This window comes from Streptococcus sp. VTCC 12905 (assembly GCF_049893385.1).
In the GTDB taxonomy this organism is placed as follows: Bacteria; Bacillota; Bacilli; order Lactobacillales; family Streptococcaceae; genus Streptococcus; species Streptococcus suis_AA.
On record NZ_JBMVJC010000025.1, the window covers coordinates 15,552 to 33,512 of the forward strand.

Annotated in this window: 17 protein-coding genes; all 17 read left to right on the forward strand. The window is 36.8% G+C overall.

The genetic code is table 11. The features are described 5' to 3' along the window. Positions 1–200 precede the first annotated feature (200 nt). The 17 genes from aroA to catA all read left to right on the forward strand — a co-directional run bounded on the left by aroA (position 201) and on the right by catA (position 17,705). Positions 201–1,481 (forward strand): 3-phosphoshikimate 1-carboxyvinyltransferase, encoded by a 1,281-nt coding sequence (aroA, locus tag ACPC58_RS08735; RefSeq protein ID WP_434065808.1) that lies wholly within the window; start codon positions 201–203, stop codon positions 1,479–1,481. A gap of 8 nt (positions 1,482–1,489) precedes the next feature. Further along, positions 1,490–1,981 (forward strand): shikimate kinase, encoded by a 492-nt coding sequence (locus ACPC58_RS08740; protein ID WP_434065809.1) that lies wholly within the window; start codon positions 1,490–1,492, stop codon positions 1,979–1,981. Beyond that, on the forward strand, positions 1,972–2,799 hold the full coding sequence (gene pheA, locus ACPC58_RS08745; protein WP_434065821.1) for a prephenate dehydratase: 828 nt from the start codon (positions 1,972–1,974) through the stop codon (positions 2,797–2,799). The genes ACPC58_RS08740 and pheA overlap by 10 nt, the downstream gene beginning before the upstream one ends. 15 nt (positions 2,800–2,814) lie before the next feature. After that, positions 2,815–4,134, forward strand: coding sequence for an LCP family protein (locus ACPC58_RS08750; RefSeq protein ID WP_434065810.1), 1,320 nt, complete (start codon positions 2,815–2,817; stop codon positions 4,132–4,134). 64 nt (positions 4,135–4,198) lie between these two features. Then, on the forward strand, positions 4,199–5,554 hold the full coding sequence (gene rlmD, locus ACPC58_RS08755) for a 23S rRNA (uracil(1939)-C(5))-methyltransferase RlmD (protein ID WP_434065811.1): 1,356 nt from the start codon (positions 4,199–4,201) through the stop codon (positions 5,552–5,554). Between the two features lie 392 nt (positions 5,555–5,946). Continuing rightward, positions 5,947–6,768 (forward strand): DnaB-like helicase C-terminal domain-containing protein, encoded by an 822-nt coding sequence (locus ACPC58_RS08760; protein ID WP_434065812.1) that lies wholly within the window; start codon positions 5,947–5,949, stop codon positions 6,766–6,768. An 84-nt stretch (positions 6,769–6,852) separates the two neighbouring features. After that, positions 6,853–7,803, forward strand: a complete 951-nt coding sequence (locus tag ACPC58_RS08765) for a helix-turn-helix transcriptional regulator (protein ID WP_434065813.1) — start codon at positions 6,853–6,855, stop codon at positions 7,801–7,803. Positions 7,804–7,872: 69 nt separating this feature from the next. Then, entirely contained in the window at positions 7,873–8,337 is a 465-nt protein-coding gene (locus ACPC58_RS08770) for a DnaA ATPase domain-containing protein (RefSeq protein WP_434065814.1), read from the forward strand. A 169-nt stretch (positions 8,338–8,506) separates the two neighbouring features. Continuing rightward, a complete protein-coding gene (locus ACPC58_RS08775; protein WP_434065815.1) occupies positions 8,507–9,028 on the forward strand; it encodes a 3'-5' exonuclease in 522 nt (173 codons plus the stop codon). Between the two features lie 63 nt (positions 9,029–9,091). Beyond that, positions 9,092–10,870, forward strand: coding sequence for a DUF262 domain-containing protein (locus ACPC58_RS08780; RefSeq protein WP_434065816.1), 1,779 nt, complete (start codon positions 9,092–9,094; stop codon positions 10,868–10,870). Between the two features lie 289 nt (positions 10,871–11,159). Further along, complete coding sequence (locus ACPC58_RS08785) at positions 11,160–11,465, forward strand: hypothetical protein (protein ID WP_434065817.1); 306 nt, start codon at positions 11,160–11,162, stop codon at positions 11,463–11,465. A gap of 682 nt (positions 11,466–12,147) precedes the next feature. Beyond that, a complete protein-coding gene (gene mef(A) / locus ACPC58_RS08790; protein WP_434065818.1) occupies positions 12,148–13,374 on the forward strand; it encodes a macrolide efflux MFS transporter Mef(A) in 1,227 nt (408 codons plus the stop codon). Positions 13,375–13,487: 113 nt separating this feature from the next. Continuing rightward, positions 13,488–14,951: an ABC-F type ribosomal protection protein Msr(D) gene (msr(D), locus tag ACPC58_RS08795; RefSeq protein WP_434065819.1), complete on the forward strand. Its 1,464-nt coding sequence runs from the start codon at positions 13,488–13,490 to the stop codon at positions 14,949–14,951. A gap of 131 nt (positions 14,952–15,082) precedes the next feature. Continuing rightward, positions 15,083–15,607, forward strand: a complete 525-nt coding sequence (locus ACPC58_RS08800) for a DinB family protein (RefSeq protein WP_031577803.1) — start codon at positions 15,083–15,085, stop codon at positions 15,605–15,607. 48 nt (positions 15,608–15,655) lie between these two features. Beyond that, positions 15,656–16,237 (forward strand): nitroreductase family protein, encoded by a 582-nt coding sequence (locus ACPC58_RS08805; RefSeq protein WP_061424519.1) that lies wholly within the window; start codon positions 15,656–15,658, stop codon positions 16,235–16,237. Positions 16,238–16,259: 22 nt separating this feature from the next. Beyond that, entirely contained in the window at positions 16,260–16,724 is a 465-nt protein-coding gene (locus ACPC58_RS08810; RefSeq protein ID WP_230310989.1) for a GrpB family protein, read from the forward strand. A gap of 321 nt (positions 16,725–17,045) precedes the next feature. Continuing rightward, positions 17,046–17,705: a type A chloramphenicol O-acetyltransferase gene (gene catA / locus ACPC58_RS08815; RefSeq protein WP_061424521.1), complete on the forward strand. Its 660-nt coding sequence runs from the start codon at positions 17,046–17,048 to the stop codon at positions 17,703–17,705. Positions 17,706–17,961: the final 256 nt, after the last annotated feature.

Below are 17,961 nucleotides of genomic sequence, written 5' to 3' on the forward strand. Positions count from 1 at the left end.
TCGAAATGAAGGTTTAAACATGTAGTTTGGTAAACGATGTCTAAAACCGATAAGAATAGACTTGATCGGCTTCTATTAATACATTTTAACGTTTGTTTTAAATCACGAAAAATCCTATTTTTCCTACGAATTGTCAAAAAAATCAGAAAATATTCTGTAAATATGGTAAAATGGAAATGAAACTATTTTGAGGTAAGGATATGAGATTAAGAAGCAATGTAGGGCAATTAAAGGGGACCATTCGTGTTCCAGGTGATAAATCAATTAGTCACCGTTCGATTATTTTTGGTAGCTTGGCTAAGGGTGTCACAATAGTTCACGATATTCTTCGAGGAGAAGACGTCCTATCGACTATGCAAGTTTTCCGTGATCTTGGAGTTGAAATTGAAGATAAAGGGGACACTGTGGAGATTCATGGTGTTGGTTTTGATGGCTTTCAGGCTCCCAAAAATGATTTGGACATGGGAAATTCGGGAACATCGATTCGCTTGATATCAGGTGTTTTAGCTGGTCAGGACTTCGAGGCAACCATGTTTGGTGATGATTCTCTGTCCAAACGTCCAATGGATCGTGTAACTGTTCCACTCAGTCAAATGGGTGTGGAGATTTCAGGACAAACTGACCGTGATTTGCCACCTTTAACAATAAAAGGTAGTAAGCATTTAAAACCGATTCATTACAAACTTCCTGTAGCTTCAGCTCAAGTTAAGTCAGCTCTGCTATTTGCTGCCTTACAGGCAGATGGGGAATCCGTCATCGTTGAGAAGGAGCTGACACGAAATCATACGGAAGATATGATTGTTCAATTTGGTGGGCAATTGGATGTTCATGGAAAAGAAATTCGCATTCAAGGTGGTCAGGAGTTTACACCGCAAGAAATCACAGTTCCAGGTGACATTTCAAGTGCAGCATTCTGGTTGGTTGCTGGGTTGGTTGTTCCAGGATCAAAGATTACACTAGAAAATGTTGGTATTAACGAGACGCGTACAGGAATTTTAGATGTAATTAAGGCCATGGGCGGGAAAATGACCTTGTCGAATGTTGATGAACTCGCTAAATCTGCCACCATTACAGTTGAATATTCAGACCTACATGCCACAGAAATTGGTGGGGAATTAATTCCACGTTTAATTGATGAATTGCCTATTATCGCCTTATTAGCAACTCAAGTAAATGGTACAACTGTGATTCGGGATGCTGAGGAACTCAAGGTTAAAGAAACAGATCGAATTCAAGTTGTTGCGGATGCTTTAAATAGCATGGGCGCGAATATTGAGCCGACTGAGGATGGTATGATTATTCATGGACCAACATCTTTACATGGTGCTACTGTCAATACCTTTGGTGATCATCGTATTGGTATGATGACAGCTATCGCTGCATTGTTGGCTAAAAATGGAGAAGTTGAGTTAGAGAGAGCGGAAGCGATCAATACAAGCTACCCTGCTTTCTTTGAACACTTAAATAGTTTGATTGATTAGGAGTAAATATGCCAATCGTATTGCTAGGATTTATGGGGGTTGGGAAAACTACAACTGCCAGTTTGTTAGAACTCCCAGTCTATGATATGGACCAGATCATAGAGGAACGGATTGGTATGTCAATCGCTGATTATTTTAGTCTGAAGGGAGAAACGGCTTTTCGACAGATTGAGACCGAGGTGCTAAAAGAATTATTAACATTACCAGCAGATTGCATTGTTTCAACAGGTGGTGGTGTTGTAAAATCTGAAGTAAACAGGAAGTTATTGCTGGAAAATAAGGATAATAATGTACTTCTTACAGCCTCCTTTGAGGTTGCTTATCAGAGAATTAGCATGGATGATCAATCTCTAAGGCCACTCTTTTTGCAACATAGCAAAGATGAATTTAAAGCCATTTATCAAGAACGGATGTCACTTTATCAAGGATTGGCAACAACAGTTATTGATACAGATCATGTATGTCCAGAACAAGTAGCAAGGAAAATTCTATGCAAGTAGCCTATTTGGGACCTCGTGGTTCCTTCACCCATCAAGTTGCCCAGGAGGCATTTCCTACTGCTGATTTGAAGGCCTTCGGAACGATTACAGAAGTGATTAAAGCTTATGAAAATGGAAAAGTTACCTATTCCGTCATTCCAGTAGAAAACTCGATTGAAGGAAGTGTCCATGAGACCATAGACTATCTTTTTCATCAGGCAGAAATACATGCAGTTGCAGAAATCGTTCAACCAATTGCTCAGCAGTTATTGGCAACCGATGCACATAAATCAATTGAAGTGATTTATTCCCATCCTCAAGCTATTGCTCAGGGGAAAAAATACATTCAAGAGCATTTCCCTCAGGCTCGGATTGAAGTTACGGCAAGTACTGCTTACGCGGCTCGATTTGTCGCTGAACATGCGGACCAACCATTCGCTGCCATTGCTCCTCATGCTGCTGCAGATGAGTATGGTTTGGTGGTGATTGGACAAGATATCCAGGAAATTAGTGAAAACTTTACCCGCTTTTGGATCTTGGGAACAGTAGCTCCAGATATACAGTTGAGAAAGGTGGCACAAAAAGTTAGCTTAGCACTGACCTTGCCAGATAATTTACCGGGTGCCCTCTATAAAGCAATGTCTGTTTTTTCATGGCGCGGGATTAACCTAACAAAAATAGAAAGTCGTCCTTTAAAAACAGCACTGGGAGAGTATTTTTTCATATTAGATATTGATCATCAATCCGATGAATTGCTAGCTTATTCACAAGATGAATTGACTAGTTTAGGAATATCATGTAAAATACTAGGGAATTACCTGGTTTATATGACCAGCTAGGATGAAATGAGACAAATGAATAATAATGATAGTATCCTAACCCATCATGAACAATTGAGGTTAGATTATTTACAAAAAAATATCCACTATTTAAACGAAAAAGAGAGTCGTGAATTAGAGTATTTACTGTATAAAAAAGAGCTTAGAGATCGTCATGCAGCTCCTCAACAACCGAAGACACGTCATGTAGGATCTGCTTATGAGGATGATTTTGAGAGTGATTACTTTGATGATGATATTGAACAGGAATCTATCCTACCTCAGTATCCTGAACGTAGATCAAGAAGCAGAAAGCAGCCCCAAAAGCGGATACAACCAGAAAAAACAGCACCTAAAATCAAGTTGAAAAAACAGAAAAAACCTAGAAAACGCGGTCGGTTGAAACGATTTTTCTTTTATTTGATTCTTGCTTTGTTGATTGTCATTGGAGCGATGGGCTATAATTTTTTCAAAGGTGTGAACAGCGTTAGCGAGAAACCAGTTGCCGAAGTATTTAATGGTGTAAAGACAGCTGATGGAACAAACATCCTGATTTTGGGGACTGATGGGCGCCTTGGTGAAAATTCTGGTGAAACCCGTACCGATACCATAATGGTCTTGAACGTCAATAATAAGGACAATAAGGTTAAACTCGTCAGTTTCATGCGTGATACCTTGGTGGATATTGATGGTTACGAATACAAATTAAATAACGCCTATACCCTAGGTGAGCAAGATAATCAACAGGGTGCTGAACAAGTACGTAAGACCTTAAAGGATAATTTTGACATTGATATTCAATATTATGCAATGGTTGATTTTGCAACATTTGCTACCACAATTGATACACTTTTCCCTGAGGGAGTTACAATAGACGCGCAGTTCTCTACAATTGATGGAGAAGAAGTCAGTTCTGTTGAAGTTCCTAATGACTTAGGACTTGAGGAGAATGCACCTGCCTACCAGACTATTCAAGTAGGCGTGCAACAGATGGACGGAAAAACACTTTTAAACTATGCCCGTTATCGTTACGATGATGAGGGGGACTTTGGTCGAACTAGACGTCAGCAGCAGGTGTTGTCAGCAGTCATGTCACAGGCAAAAAATCCAATGAAACTATTTTCTGGTTCTGAGGCAATAGGGAAAGTTGTCGCAATGACGCCTACAACAGTTCCACAAAGTTTTATGTGGTTACAAGGTCCTGGCATTGTTTTAGATGCCGCAAATGGTATTGAACGAATGACCATCCCTGAAAATGGAGATTGGATTGATGATTATGATATGTTTGGTGGTATGGCTTTACGAATTGATTTTGATAATTATCAACAACGCTTAGCAGAATTGGGCTTGCGTTAGGAAATATGGTATACTAGAAGTGACTTCGGTCACTTTTTTAGTGCCCAAAATAGAAAGTAGAACTATGTTTAAGAAAAATGATATTGTTGAAGTAGAAATAATTGACCTGACCCATGAGGGACAAGGTGTCGCAAAATTAGACGGATTTGTCTTTTTTGTAGACAATGCTCTACCGGGTGAAAATATTCGGATGAAAATTTTAAAACTGAAGAAAAATATTGGGTTTGGTAAGGTGGAAGAATGGCTGAGCTTTTCACCAAATCGCAATCAGAGCCTTGATTTGACCTATTTAAGAACAGGTATTGCTGATTTGGGTCATTTGAATTATGCTGCTCAACTTGAATTTAAGAGAAAGCAAGTTGAAACTAGTTTGAGAAAGATTGCAGGTATCTCAAATATTGAGGTGAACGATACAATCGGGATGAATCATCCTGTGGCTTACCGTAACAAGGCAGCTGTGCCTGTTCGTCGTGTCAACGGCCAATTAGAAACAGGTTTTTTCCGAAAAAATTCTCATGATTTAGTGCCAATTGAAGATTTTTATATTCAGCACAAGGAAATTGATGCCTTGATTTTGGCTACTCGTAATCTTATGCGTCAACTGGATTTAAAGCCTTACGATGAAATAGAACAAACTGGTCTGGTCAGAAACATTGTCGTTCGTCGTGGCCATTATTCAGGGCAACTCATGTTGATCATCGTGACAACCAGGCCAAAGATTTTTCGTATTGAAACCTTAATCGAACGCTTGACCAGTCAGTTCCCGAATCTTGTCTCTGTAATTCAGAATATCAACGATCAGAACACCAATGCGATATTCGGTCAAGATTTCCGCCTCTTGTACGGTAGTGAAACAATAGTTGATACGATGTTGGGCAATGAATTTGAAATTTCAGCCCCTTCTTTCTATCAAGTCAATACTGAAATGGCTGAAAAACTATATCAAACGGCTATTGACTTTGCTGAACTATCGGCAGATGATGTTGTAATTGATGCCTATTCTGGTATCGGGACGATCGGTCTATCTTTTGCAAGACAAGTCAAGCATGTTTATGGAGTGGAAATGGTTGAAAGGGCTGTCCTTGATAGCCAGAAAAACGCCGCTAGAAATGGTATTGAGAATGTTACCTACGTCTGTGATAGCGCTGAATCGGCTATGAAAAAATGGGTGATGGCTGGCATTAAACCGACTGTTATCTTTGTTGATCCGCCAAGAAAAGGTTTGTCCGATAGTTTTATCCGTGCCAGTGCATCTGTTGAGCCTGAAAAAATTGTCTACATTTCCTGTAATGTAGCCACGATGGCGCGTGATGTAAAGCTCTATGAAGAGTTAGGGTATCGATTAACCAAAGTACAGCCGACAGATTTATTTCCAAATACGCATCACGTCGAGTGTGTTGCTCTGCTCGTAGAAGCCTAGAAACCTTTGAACGAAAGGGATACTGAAAAGCCTTGAAACCAAGGCTTTTTGTCGTATTGGGGTAAGTATCAGAGTGAGGAATTTTTTGGAGTGAGTAGAAGTGATAGCTAGAAATTATCAAAAACTATTTCCATTTACCCTGTGGGTACGTATTTGTTTCCATTGACAAGGAGTTTGTGGGAATAGAAAACGTACCCACCTTGTTTGAATCAAGTGAAGTGTAGTTGAAGGAAATCTGTTGAAAGCAATACTTCATTTTACCGAATAAGTAATAATTTAGGCAACTTCAAATCGATTTTAAAAAAACTATTTTAAAGGTCAAGAGTAGACAAAATTTGTCCACTCTTTTTTGTAAACTCATATCATCAATAAACTATTAGAGGTGGTCAAAAATGATGAAATTCGAAGCTGAAAAGTTGAAGGAATTAAAATGTAGTGGCTTGGAGACAGGCTTTTATGACTTTGATAAGTTAACAACTGGTTTGCATGAGGGGCAGCTAATCATCTTGGCAGCTCGTCCTGCAATTGGGAAAACAGCTTTTGCTCTAAATATAGCTCAAAATGTGGCTCGAAGTTCGAAAAAAGCTGTAGTATTCTTTTCTCTTGAGACGCAGGAGAAAATCCTCGTAAAACGACTCCTAGCTAATCAGGAGGAACACACACAGCAACATACCATTACACGGAAAAAAACGGTTGAGGACTTGAAGAGGCTTTCCATTGTTCATAGTCAGCTGACAGATTTTCCTATTTTTATTGATGACTCAGTCGGATTAAGGGTTACAGATATTAGGGATAAGGTAGGGCGTTTAGCCAATAAGCCGAACGGGCTAGGGTTAATTATCATTGACTATCTCCAGCTAATCCAAGGATCACGGTTGGAAAATCGTCAGCAGGAAGTATCTGAAATCGTACATCAGTTGAAAATCCTTGCTAAGGAATTGAAAGTGCCAGTTATCGCTCTGTCTCAGGTCTGTCGTAGCGTTCAGCAACGGGAGGACAAGAGGCCGATTTCGAGTGATTTGCGGGAGTTAGAGGCCAGTATGGAGCAGGATGCTGATATTATCGCTTTTCTCTATCGTGATGACTACTACCAAGAGAAAACAGTCTGTCAGGCGGAATGTAATCTGACGGAGCTAATTATTAGAAAGAATCAGAACGGGAGACTTGGGACGGTAAAGCTTTATTTTTACAAGGATTTGAATCGTTTTTTGTAAAAATATTAACCTTGAAAAAGTCGGGAAATCATTGAATAGGGACTACTTGAGGTGTTATAATGTTTCTAAGGAATTGAGGTAAATATGAACGATCAAGAACGCTTACTAACGATTTTTCTACGTTTGCAATCAGGTGCTCATCTTTCTAAGTTACAGTTAGCACATGAGTTTGGAGTTAGTGAAAAAACAATACAGAGAGATTTTTCTCTATTAGGTCATTACTTGGAATCTCAGCCTATAGTTGCAGCGGAACTTGCCTATGATGCGAAATACCATACACGTTATCTAAAAGGCAAATCATTATTTAATAAAAAGGATATTTTGGTAATATCAAAGATTTTATTAGAAAACCGTTCTTTGAACAAAGACGAAAATAAGTCTCTGATCGATAGTTTGTTAGCTTTAATCTCTAAAGAGGAACAAAAAGAGGTTTATCAAATTATTGCGAGTGAACTACTAAATTATGCGCCATTGTCTGATACTCAAAATCGAATTGATAAAATCTGGGAATGGTCGGAAATAATACGAAAAGAGCTAGTTCTAGAGATTCGGTATCAATCGCCTTACAATAGTGAAAAGCAGCATACCATTCTTCCTGTATCCCTATACTATGATGTACATTACTTTTATGTTGTGGCATATAATTTGACTTTTGAGTCATATATGACCTTAAAATTGGATAGAATTATAGATTGGAAAGTATCAAAAGAAAAGAAACCGCAGATTTCTTATGGGAAAAAGTTTCGTGATGGAGAAGTACGGAATAAACGTGTCGATTCATTTATGGGACGAGAGTTGACGATTAGAGTTCAATTTGCCTATGACCCTACCATTGTAACGGATCAATTTCCAACTGCTAGGATTATTGAACGTACACCAGACGGAGCTATGTTTGAATTTATCAGTCAAGACACACCAGGATTGAAACGATGGTTGTTGAGTCAAGCAGATGCTTTGACAGTGCTTTCACCTGCAATTTTAGTGGACGACATGAAGAATTTTCTCAAAAAAATGCAACAGAATTATGATAAATAGAATAGGTGGACAAATATTGTCTATGGAATCTTTTATAATAAACTTATCAAGAAAGAAGAGGTATAAAAGATGAAACTACTTAACAAGAATCAGACGTTTGAGAATTTTTCGGTCAATGATAGAAATACTTGGGCTTTAGCAGCATTAAAAGCTGTTGTCGCGGACAAAAAACGCTACAATCCAGTCTATATTTACGGCGAAGAGGGAGTTGGGAAATCTCATTTGCTAAATGCTACAAACAATGCCCTACTATCTGAACAAAATAAGGTAATCTTGTTATCAGCAGAAAGTTTAACCTATCATTTAGTAGAAAATCTTATAAATTCCGAATTTGACTATATCTTAATTGATGATTTGAATCTATTGCCTAAAGATGACATTCTTGAAGAGCAACTCGCAATGCTAATTGAAGAAAACAAAAAACAATTGGTTATTACATCAACTATTTTCCCAAATAGCCTGGAAGTTTCTAGCAAATTACAGAAACGGTTACAATGGGGACTAACAACGAGTATGGTTTCAGAAACTCAATGAAATGTTAAATAGATTTTACTCAAATAGAAAGGAGATGATTAGCATGCAAGAATGGATCGTTGTTGATCAATTTGGCAATATGATTGCTCAAGGCTTCTACGACAAACAATCAGCTGAATTTTATGCAAAAAATATTCCAAATGCTAGTGTAGTGAAGAAGTAGGTGAAAATGGTTCAGGAAGTACAAAAAAATGATTTCCAATTAGGTGACTATGTGGTATTTGACATCGCGACATCAGGTCTATCTCCAAAAGATTCATCTTTGCTTGGAATCTTTGCTATCAAAATTGAAAAAGGAGAGATAGTTGAACGGTTTAGAAGAATTGTCAAATTGCAGGGCGAATTATCAGAGTTTATGACTGATGTGACGAAAATAACCAATGAAATGATTAAGGTGGGAGAACCTGAGGAGCAGGTGTTAAATGACTTTCAAGTATTTTGTGGTAGTTTGACTCTTGTTGCCCATAATGCTGAGTTTGAAGTAAACTTTTTGAATTATTATTTTCAAAAGCATGGTTTTCAAGCCTTGAATCAACCAGTGATTGATTCACTAGAATTAGTACGGAAGACTTACCCAGAATTAAATCGATATTCTTTGACTCAATTAGCACAATTTTTTGACTTTGATACAAATAATCAAAATCCAGAATTTGGAGTTGAAACGACACGAATGCTTCTTGAAAAACTCTGAGAGTTTTGATAAACTAAAGACGAGTTCTAATTTTGGATTGAAGATAAGTTGAAAGGATTAACAATGAACAAAAAAATCGATTCAGAAAATCAGACAATTAAGGCTTATTTTGAAAGCAAGAATGAATTTTACATTCCTAGCTATCAACGTCCATATGCTTGGCAAGTATCCCAATGTGAAAAATTAATAGAAGATATCGAACGTCATCAAGAAAATTTTGATAAAGATACCCAAGACAATTATTTCTTTGGTACTATTTTGATTGCACAAGAAACAGGTGAACAGCATGAAGTGGCTTTAATTGATGGCCAGCAGAGGACAACGACATTTATGTTGCTTTTGAAAGCCCTGCTCTTGAGAATAAAAGAAGAATTGGTTAAGATTTCACCGACTTCTCTTGAAGGTGAGCGTTTGCGTGATAAATTAATGTCCTTAAAGGGGATGATTATCAAAATGCTTTATCATCTAAATGACGACGATGAGTATCTTTATACGAAGCGAGATGAGTACCAACTTCAACCAATAGATATTAAATATGTCAATGATTCAATTTCTGAACTGCACAAGGATGACTTCGTGACGATATTGTTGGGTGAAAGTTATTCTGCCATTACTAATGCTGTTAAAGAAATTAAACCTCGACGGAAAGACAATAAGTATACAAATTTTTTCAAGAATTTCCGATATTTTTATAGAGAATTAGAAACTAAAAATAATTTACAACTCGCTGAATTTGCTGAGCATTTTGTTAGGTATTGTCAGGTCATTGCCATTACCAGTTATAATACTAATCAGGCCATTAATATCTTTAATTCGTTGAACGGTACAGGCTTGCCCTTAACACCTATCGAAGTTATTGTTTCTCAAACAACTGCTAATGCTAAAGAACCAAAGGTCTTTGAAGAAAACTGGCGGAGTATTGTTGAGAAAACTGATCATTCGCGTTTAAATTTGAACAGTTTAATAACGCACTATATCTTTGTCAAATTGGCACAATTCCAATCTGAAACTAGAAACCCAGGTATATCTGCTTTTTTCAATAAGAATAATCAGTTGTTAAGAGAAGATGTTCTATTCACAATGGAGTTAGATCAAATATTAACTATTTTTGAGTCTTATTCAGACAGTCCAGAGGGGATGATTCTTGATAAATTCAATAACAATTTAAAACCCTTTGCCACGAGTTTTCAATTTTACAAAGGTGGTGAGAATGAGTTTTTGATTTACCTAATAAAACTTGGTGCATTACTTGATTTATCAGAAAGTCCTTATAGTAGTTCTAAATTTAAAGGCTTCTTAGAGAAAATTAATCTTAAATTTAGTAAGAAGGATGTTGCTCCAGAAGAAATTATTTCAGAAATGAAGAAACACATTGCTAGTGAATTTAATAGGCAAGAAATTGAAGAGACTTTATTGGAGAGTGGTGTTCCAACATCTTTGGTCTATTTAAACGACTACCTTTATGCAAAGGAAAAAGGAGAACTTTTTAGTATCTCAAATCAAGTAGATATTGAACATATTATGTCCCAAAGCGGTCAAAATCGAGAGAATATTATGACAGATGCTGGTTTTACAGATGCTTCAGAATTTAAAGAGTATGCTGAAAAGTTGGGGAATAAGATTCTTTTAGAAGCTGATATCAATCGAGCAATTGGGGATAGTTGGTTTAGAACCAAAAAAATGTACACGATTGCAGACAAAAAGGGATATGTTGGAAGCCAGTATGTAATTGCTAAATCATTAACAAATTATCCAAAAGAAACTTGGGATAAAGAAGATATAGATAAAGCAACGACAAAGGCAGCTAAACGAATTACAGATTTTATCTTTTATGAAAACTAAATGTAAAAGTCGACAGTAACTGAGCGTGGATAATTTTAGTTTAGCATTTGAATTAAGATAGTTTCCAATGATACTAACTATAGGAATGCTAAAGTTTGTTTTAGGTTTTAATCCATAACTGTAACATTGGAAACATGGTTTCCATATACTTAGTATGATAAAGGAAAAAGCCTTGCAAGGCTTTTTTCTTTGAGTGAGGAGTATAAAAAACAATTAATAACTCTATTTCCATATACCTAAATTGATGTTTAAGCTTGTTAATGTTGAACGTTACTCATCAGATTATAGTATGACGGTGAACAAGAACTTTGTTACATTTAGTAAAGGAATTGTCCAATCTTTAGAATACACAGCACATGTACTTGTTGCTTTTAATAAGGATACAAAGGTAATGGGTATACAAGTTTGTCGGGCAAAAACTAGGGGAGCATTTTCTTTTTCAAAACCTGTTGGGGAGCAAAAAGGTATTGTTCAGGTAGGTCATAAAAATTTAAAAGAAACACTCTTAACAATCATGAGTGAATGGAAATCTGATAAGCGTTATAGGGTAGAGGGGATTCACATTCCTGAAGATAAAGCTTTTTTTTTGAGTTGAAGGATTTTGAGGAACTATCTGACTTTCGTAAAAACGACAATAGATAGTAAGGAACGAAGATAAAAATTATTGGTAGGAGTACAACTATTGTATTCCTGCCATTTTTATATTCTTGCAAGAGCTTCCATGTTAAAAAAAGAATACCAATGATTCCTACCTATAACCATCTTTGGTATACGAAAGACCAGTATTGTCGAGTAGTGATAGATGAGTCAGAAGCAAAAATTCCTGTCATATTATTACTCCAAAGTAAACTTTCGTCAAATCCATTAAATCTGGCATCGAATTGGAAGTATGAGACTCATTCCATAATTTTTAGATTGAACAAATCATCTTGTTGTGTTATACTATAGATTGATATAAACTAAGATGTAGGAGGAACCGAAACAATGACAGCCTCAATGCGTTTACGATAAGCTGGCAATAAAAAAAGCAGAATCTATACCCGATGATAGGCTTTTTTGTTGTGCTTATTTATACGATATTGAGCATTTATTAGTTACGGTGAGGATATTGGTTATTTAACTATACCTTTATTTAACTATGTCTTTAATATGAATGTTTCAAAATGTATGTTTGCAGACCAAAAGCCACATTGTGGATTTAGGCCTGCATTTTTTATTGCCTAGAATACTATTCAAAATAGAAATTTAAGCAAAATAATATGCAGGAGATAATATAAATGGAAAAATACAACAATTGGAAACTTAAGTTTTATACAATATGGGCAGGGCAAGCAGTATCATTAATCACTAGTGCCATCTTGCAAATGGCGATTATTTTTTACCTTACAGAAAAAACTGGATCCGCGATGGTCTTGTCTATGGCTTCACTATTAGGTTTTTTACCCTATGCGGTCTTTGGACCTGCAATTGGTGTGCTAGTGGATCGTCATGATAGGAAGAAGATAATGATTGGTGCTGATTTAATTATCGCAGCAGCTGGTTCGGTGCTTACTATTGTTGCATTCTATATGGAGCTACCTGTCTGGATGGTTATGATAGTATTGTTTATCCGTAGCATTGGAACAGCTTTTCACACCCCGGCTCTCAATGCGGTTACGCCACTTTTAGTACCAGAAGAACAGCTTACGAAATGTGCAGGCTATAGTCAGTCTTTGCAGTCTATAAGCTATATTGTTAGTCCGGCGGTTGCAGCACTCTTATACTCCGTTTGGGAACTAAATGCTATTATTGCCATCGATGTATTGGGTGCTGTGCTTGCATCTATTACGGTAGCAATTGTACGTATTCCTAAGCTGGGTGATCGCGTGCAAAGTTTGGACCCAAATTTCATAAGAGAAATGAAAGAAGGAATGGCTGTACTACGGCAAAATAAAGGATTATTTGCTTTATTACTCGTTGGAACATTATATATGTTTGTTTATATGCCAATTAATGCACTATTCCCTTTAATAAGCATAGATTACTTTAATGGAACACCTGTGCATATTTCTATTACGGAAATTTCCTTTGCATCTGGAATGTTGATAGGGGGTCTATTATTAGGGTTATTTGGGAATTACCAAAAGCGAATCTTATTAATAACGACATCCATTTTTATGATGGGGATAAGCTTAACCATTTCAGGATTACTTCCCCAAAGTGGATTTTTCATATTTGTAGTCTGCTGTGCAATAATGGGGCTTTCTGTTCCGTTTTACAGCGGTGTGCAAACAGCTCTTTATCAGGAGAAAATTATGCCTGAATATTTAGGACGTGTATTTTCTTTAACTGGAAGTATCATGTCTCTTGCTATGCCAATTGGGTTAATTCTTTCTGGATTCTTTGCTGAAAGAATCGGTGTAAATCATTGGTTTTTACTATCAGGTATTTTTATTATTTGCATTGCAATAGTTTGCCCAATGATAACTGAGGTTAGAAAATTAGATTTAAAACAAAATTCATAGGAGGTACCATATTTATGTATTTAATTTTTATGTAATTCTTCCTGCTAAAATCGCAGGGTTTTCCCTGCGTACAAGCAAAAGAAAACATGCGATTATAGACAGGAGGAAATGTTATGGAATTAATATTAAAAGTAAAAGACATTCGTGTTGAATTCAAAGGACGCGATGTTTTAGATATAAATGAATTAGAAGTATTTGATTATGACCGTATTGGTTTAGTAGGAGCAAATGGTGCTGGAAAAAGCACTTTACTCAAGGTACTTTTAGGAGATTTAATTCCACCAGGATGTAAAATGAATCGTCTGGGTGAACTTGCCTATATTCCCCAGTTGGACGAAGTAACTCTGCAGGAGGAAAAAGATTTTGCACTTGTAGGCAAGCTAGGTGTTGAGCAATTAAATATACAGACCATGAGCGGTGGTGAAGAAACAAGGCTTAAAATAGCACAGGCCTTATCGGCACAGGTTCATGGTATTTTAGCGGATGAACCTACGAGCCATTTAGACCGTGAAGGAATTGATTTTCTAATAGGACAGCTAAAATATTTTACAGGTGCACTGTTAGTTATTAGCCATGACCGCTATTTTCTTGATGAAATAGTAGATAAAATATGGGAACTGAAAGATGGCAAAATCACTGAGTATTGGGGAAACTATTCTGATTATCTTCGTCAGAAAGAGGAAGAACGTAAGAGCCAAGCTGCAGAATACGAACAATTTATTGCGGAACGTGCTCGATTGGAAAGGGCTTCGGCGGAAAAGCGAAAACAGGCTCGTAAAATAGAACAGAAGGCAAAAGGTTCTTCAAAGAAAAAAAGTACTGAAGGCGGAGGGCGTTTAGCTCATCAAAAATCAATAGGAAGTAAGGAAAAAAAGATGCATAATGCCGCTAAATCCCTAGAGAACAGGATTGCGGCATTAGGAAAAGTAGAAGCTCCGGAAGGCATTCGCAGAATTCGTTTCAGGCAAAGTAAAGCATTGGAGCTCCATAATCCATACCCTATAGTCGGTGCGGAAATTAATAAAGTATTTGGGGATAAGGCACTGTTTGAAAATGCATCTTTTCAAATTCCGCTAGGAGCAAAAGTGGCGTTAACGGGTGGTAATGGAACCGGAAAAACAACTTTAATCCAAATGATCTTAAACCATGAAGAAGGAATTTCTATTTCACCTAAGGCAAAAATAGGTTACTTTGCACAGAATGGTTACAAGTACAACAGTAATCAGAATGTTATGGAGTTTATGCGGAAGGATTGTGATTACAATATATCAGAAATTCGTTCTGTGCTAGCATCTATGGGGTTCAAACAGAACGATATTGGAAAAAGTTTATCTGTTTTAAGCGGTGGAGAAATTATAAAATTGTTGCTTGCTAAAATGCTCATGGGTAGCTATAACATCCTAATAATGGATGAACCCAGTAACTTCCTTGACATACCAAGTTTAGAGGCTTTGGAAATACTAATGAAGGAGTACACCGGAACTATCGTGTTTATCACCCACGATAAACGATTACTCGAAAATGTAGCTGATGTAGTTTATGAAATTAGAGATAAGAAAATAAATCTGAAACATTAAATTTAAGGTAGTCGCTGGTCAGTATAGTCTGTTCTGGCTGGCGACTCCATTGTTAAAAAGTATAAAGACTTTTTTTCTTTGGCAAAAATTAATGTATACTAAAATAATTTTAATAAGGAGTATTAAAATCAATGAGAGATATCGAAATAAAAGAGAATATACTATTTCAGATAGACATGTGCTGGCAACTTTATCTTTATCACACAGAGAATCTAAAGGAGACAGAGGCACTTTGGACATTCAGTCCCATGGGTCTGCAGATAAGAAGGCAAGACGATGGATGGAGTATAGATTGGCCTGAAATCGAAAGTTACGAGATTGGACCGTCCAGTATTGCATGGATTATGTGGCATATTATATATTGGTGGCGCACTACGTTAGATTACAATTTTGGAGATGGTACCTTGAAAAAGGAAGACATTACTTGGCCTGGAAGTGTTGAAAAAGCAAAAGAAGAAATAAAAACTCTTCATGATAAATGGGTTGAAAAATTAATCAATATGTCGGATGCAGAATATCAATCACAGCAGTATGCAAAATGGCCACTTGAGGGTAGAAGCTTTGCTGATACTGCATTATGGTTAAATGGAGAATTGATGAAAAATGTAGCCGAAATAGGTTATGGACGATTTCTATATGCAGCTTGTAAAAAATAGAGATAGCGATAAATACGAGAATAATTTTTTTAAAGAAGGAGACTACCAATGAATAGTATAATAGAAAACATATTAACAAGAAGAAGCATACGAACTTTTAGAGGGACTCAGATATCAGAGGAGGATTTAAATACCATTCTAACAGCGGGAAGCTATGCGCCTAACGGGATGGGAACACAGAGCTGGAAGTTTACAGTCATTCAAAAAACCAGTGTACTTGCAAAAGTGAATGAGGCTATTCGCCTAACCCTTATATCTATACCTGTTGTAGCAGAAACGCATCCTTATGTTGTGAGCCTTGTTGAAAAAGCGAAAGACGAGAGTTCAAATTTCCTGTATCATGCCCCTACCTTTATTATTGTTTCTAACTTAAAGGACAACGGAAACTCTATGCCGGATTCAGCATTAGCCATCGGGAATATGATGCTGGCAGCACACTCACTCGGTATTGGTTCCTGCTGGCTAAATCAGCTGCCAGGACTCACAAACATGCCCTTAATCCGTGAGCTTTTATCAGATCTTGATGTTCCCGTAAATCATATTGTTTACGGGTCTGTCGTTATGGGTTATGCTGCAGAGGAGCCGAAACAGGCTGCCCTTCGTAAAAATGTCGTAAATATTATTCGTTGAGAACGAGATTGGAGGTTTAATATTGTTTATACGAGTAGTTCCGTATGACCCCTTTTGGGAAGTAGAGTATGAAAATGAATCACAGATGATAAGGAACATATTGAAGGATATATTGGTGGAGATTTACCATATTGGTAGTACAGCAGTTAAAGGGTTATCCGCTAAGCCAATCATTGATATAATGCCTGTAGTGACAAATATTAGTTTGGTTGATAAGCATAACGAAGAATTTGTAGCCATTGGATATGAGTGTATGGGTGAATTTGGTGTTGAAAGACGGAGATATTTCCGCAAGGGTGGCGATAATAGAACACACCAGATTCATATTTTTGAGCAAAGCAATCACAAAGATATTAATAGGCATATAGCGGTAAGGGACTTTCTGCGTACACATCCTGACATCGCTTTAGAGTATGGTGAATTAAAGATGAAACTGGCTTTTCGATTTCCAGATGATATTGAAGGCTACGTAAGAATGCTTTTATAAAGCAGCTAGAGAAAGATGCTTTGCAATGGTGGCAAATTCTCAAAGGATTGCAAGAAGCAGCTGAGGATAATCCGTATAACTAACAATTACATATCATGCTGATTCGTATTGGTGGAATAACACGAATTAATAAAGGATATATTTGTAGTAGCAAGTGTATTTGTTTTATATTCTATGACCCTATTTGATTTACATGATTCTATATGGTATAATGGACTTGCTTATAAATATAGATGCTTGGATAGCAGGAGGTTGCAAGATGATGATGGCAGTTAAATTAGCCTTCTAAAATTAAATAATAAAATTTTAGGAGGCTAATTTATGAAATTTAATTTGATAGATATAGAGGATTGGAATAGAAAGCCATACTTTGAGCATTATTTAAATGCGGTAAGGTGCACTTACAGTATGACTGCAAATTTAGAGATAACTAGTTTACTGCGTGAAATTAAACTTAAGGGCCTGAAACTGTACCCTACGCTTATTTATATCATCACAACTGTAGTTAATCGTCACAAGGAGTTCCGCACCAGTTTTGATCAAAACGGTAAGTTAGGATACTGGGATAGTATGAACCCAAGTTATACTATCTTTCATAAGGATAACGAAACTTTTTCAAGTATTTGGACAGAGTATGACGAGAACTTCCCACGTTTCTACTATAATTACCTTGAGGATATCAGAAACTATAGCGACGTTATGAATTTCATGCCTAAGGCAGGTCAACCTGCTAACACAATTAATGTGTCCAGCATTCCTTGGGTGAATTTTACCGGATTCAACTTGAATATATATAATGATGCAACATATCTAATCCCTATTTTTACTATGGGTAAGTATTTTCAGCAGGATAATAAAATTTTATTACCTATGTCTGTACAGGTGCATCATGCGGTTTGCGACGGTTACCATACCAGCAGATTTTTTAATGAGGTACAGGAATTAGTCTCAAATTTTGAGACATGGTTAGGAGAAAAATAATATTAAAATGCTTGTGCTCGGGAGTTATAAACAAAGATCGAAAATATTGTTAAGATCGTGAGGAAGCAAAGCGACCGAAGAAGTATATGTTCCATCTATGCAAGGACTTCCCGAGAAGGCGAGTGACAGCGAAGACCGATTGGAAGGAGTCTGAGCTAAGTGGAGTAATATATTCATTCTGACCTAGTCAAGCATTTTTGTAACACTAGTGTATAAAATTTCTTACGCTGCACGACATCGTGCAGCATAAGGTGTA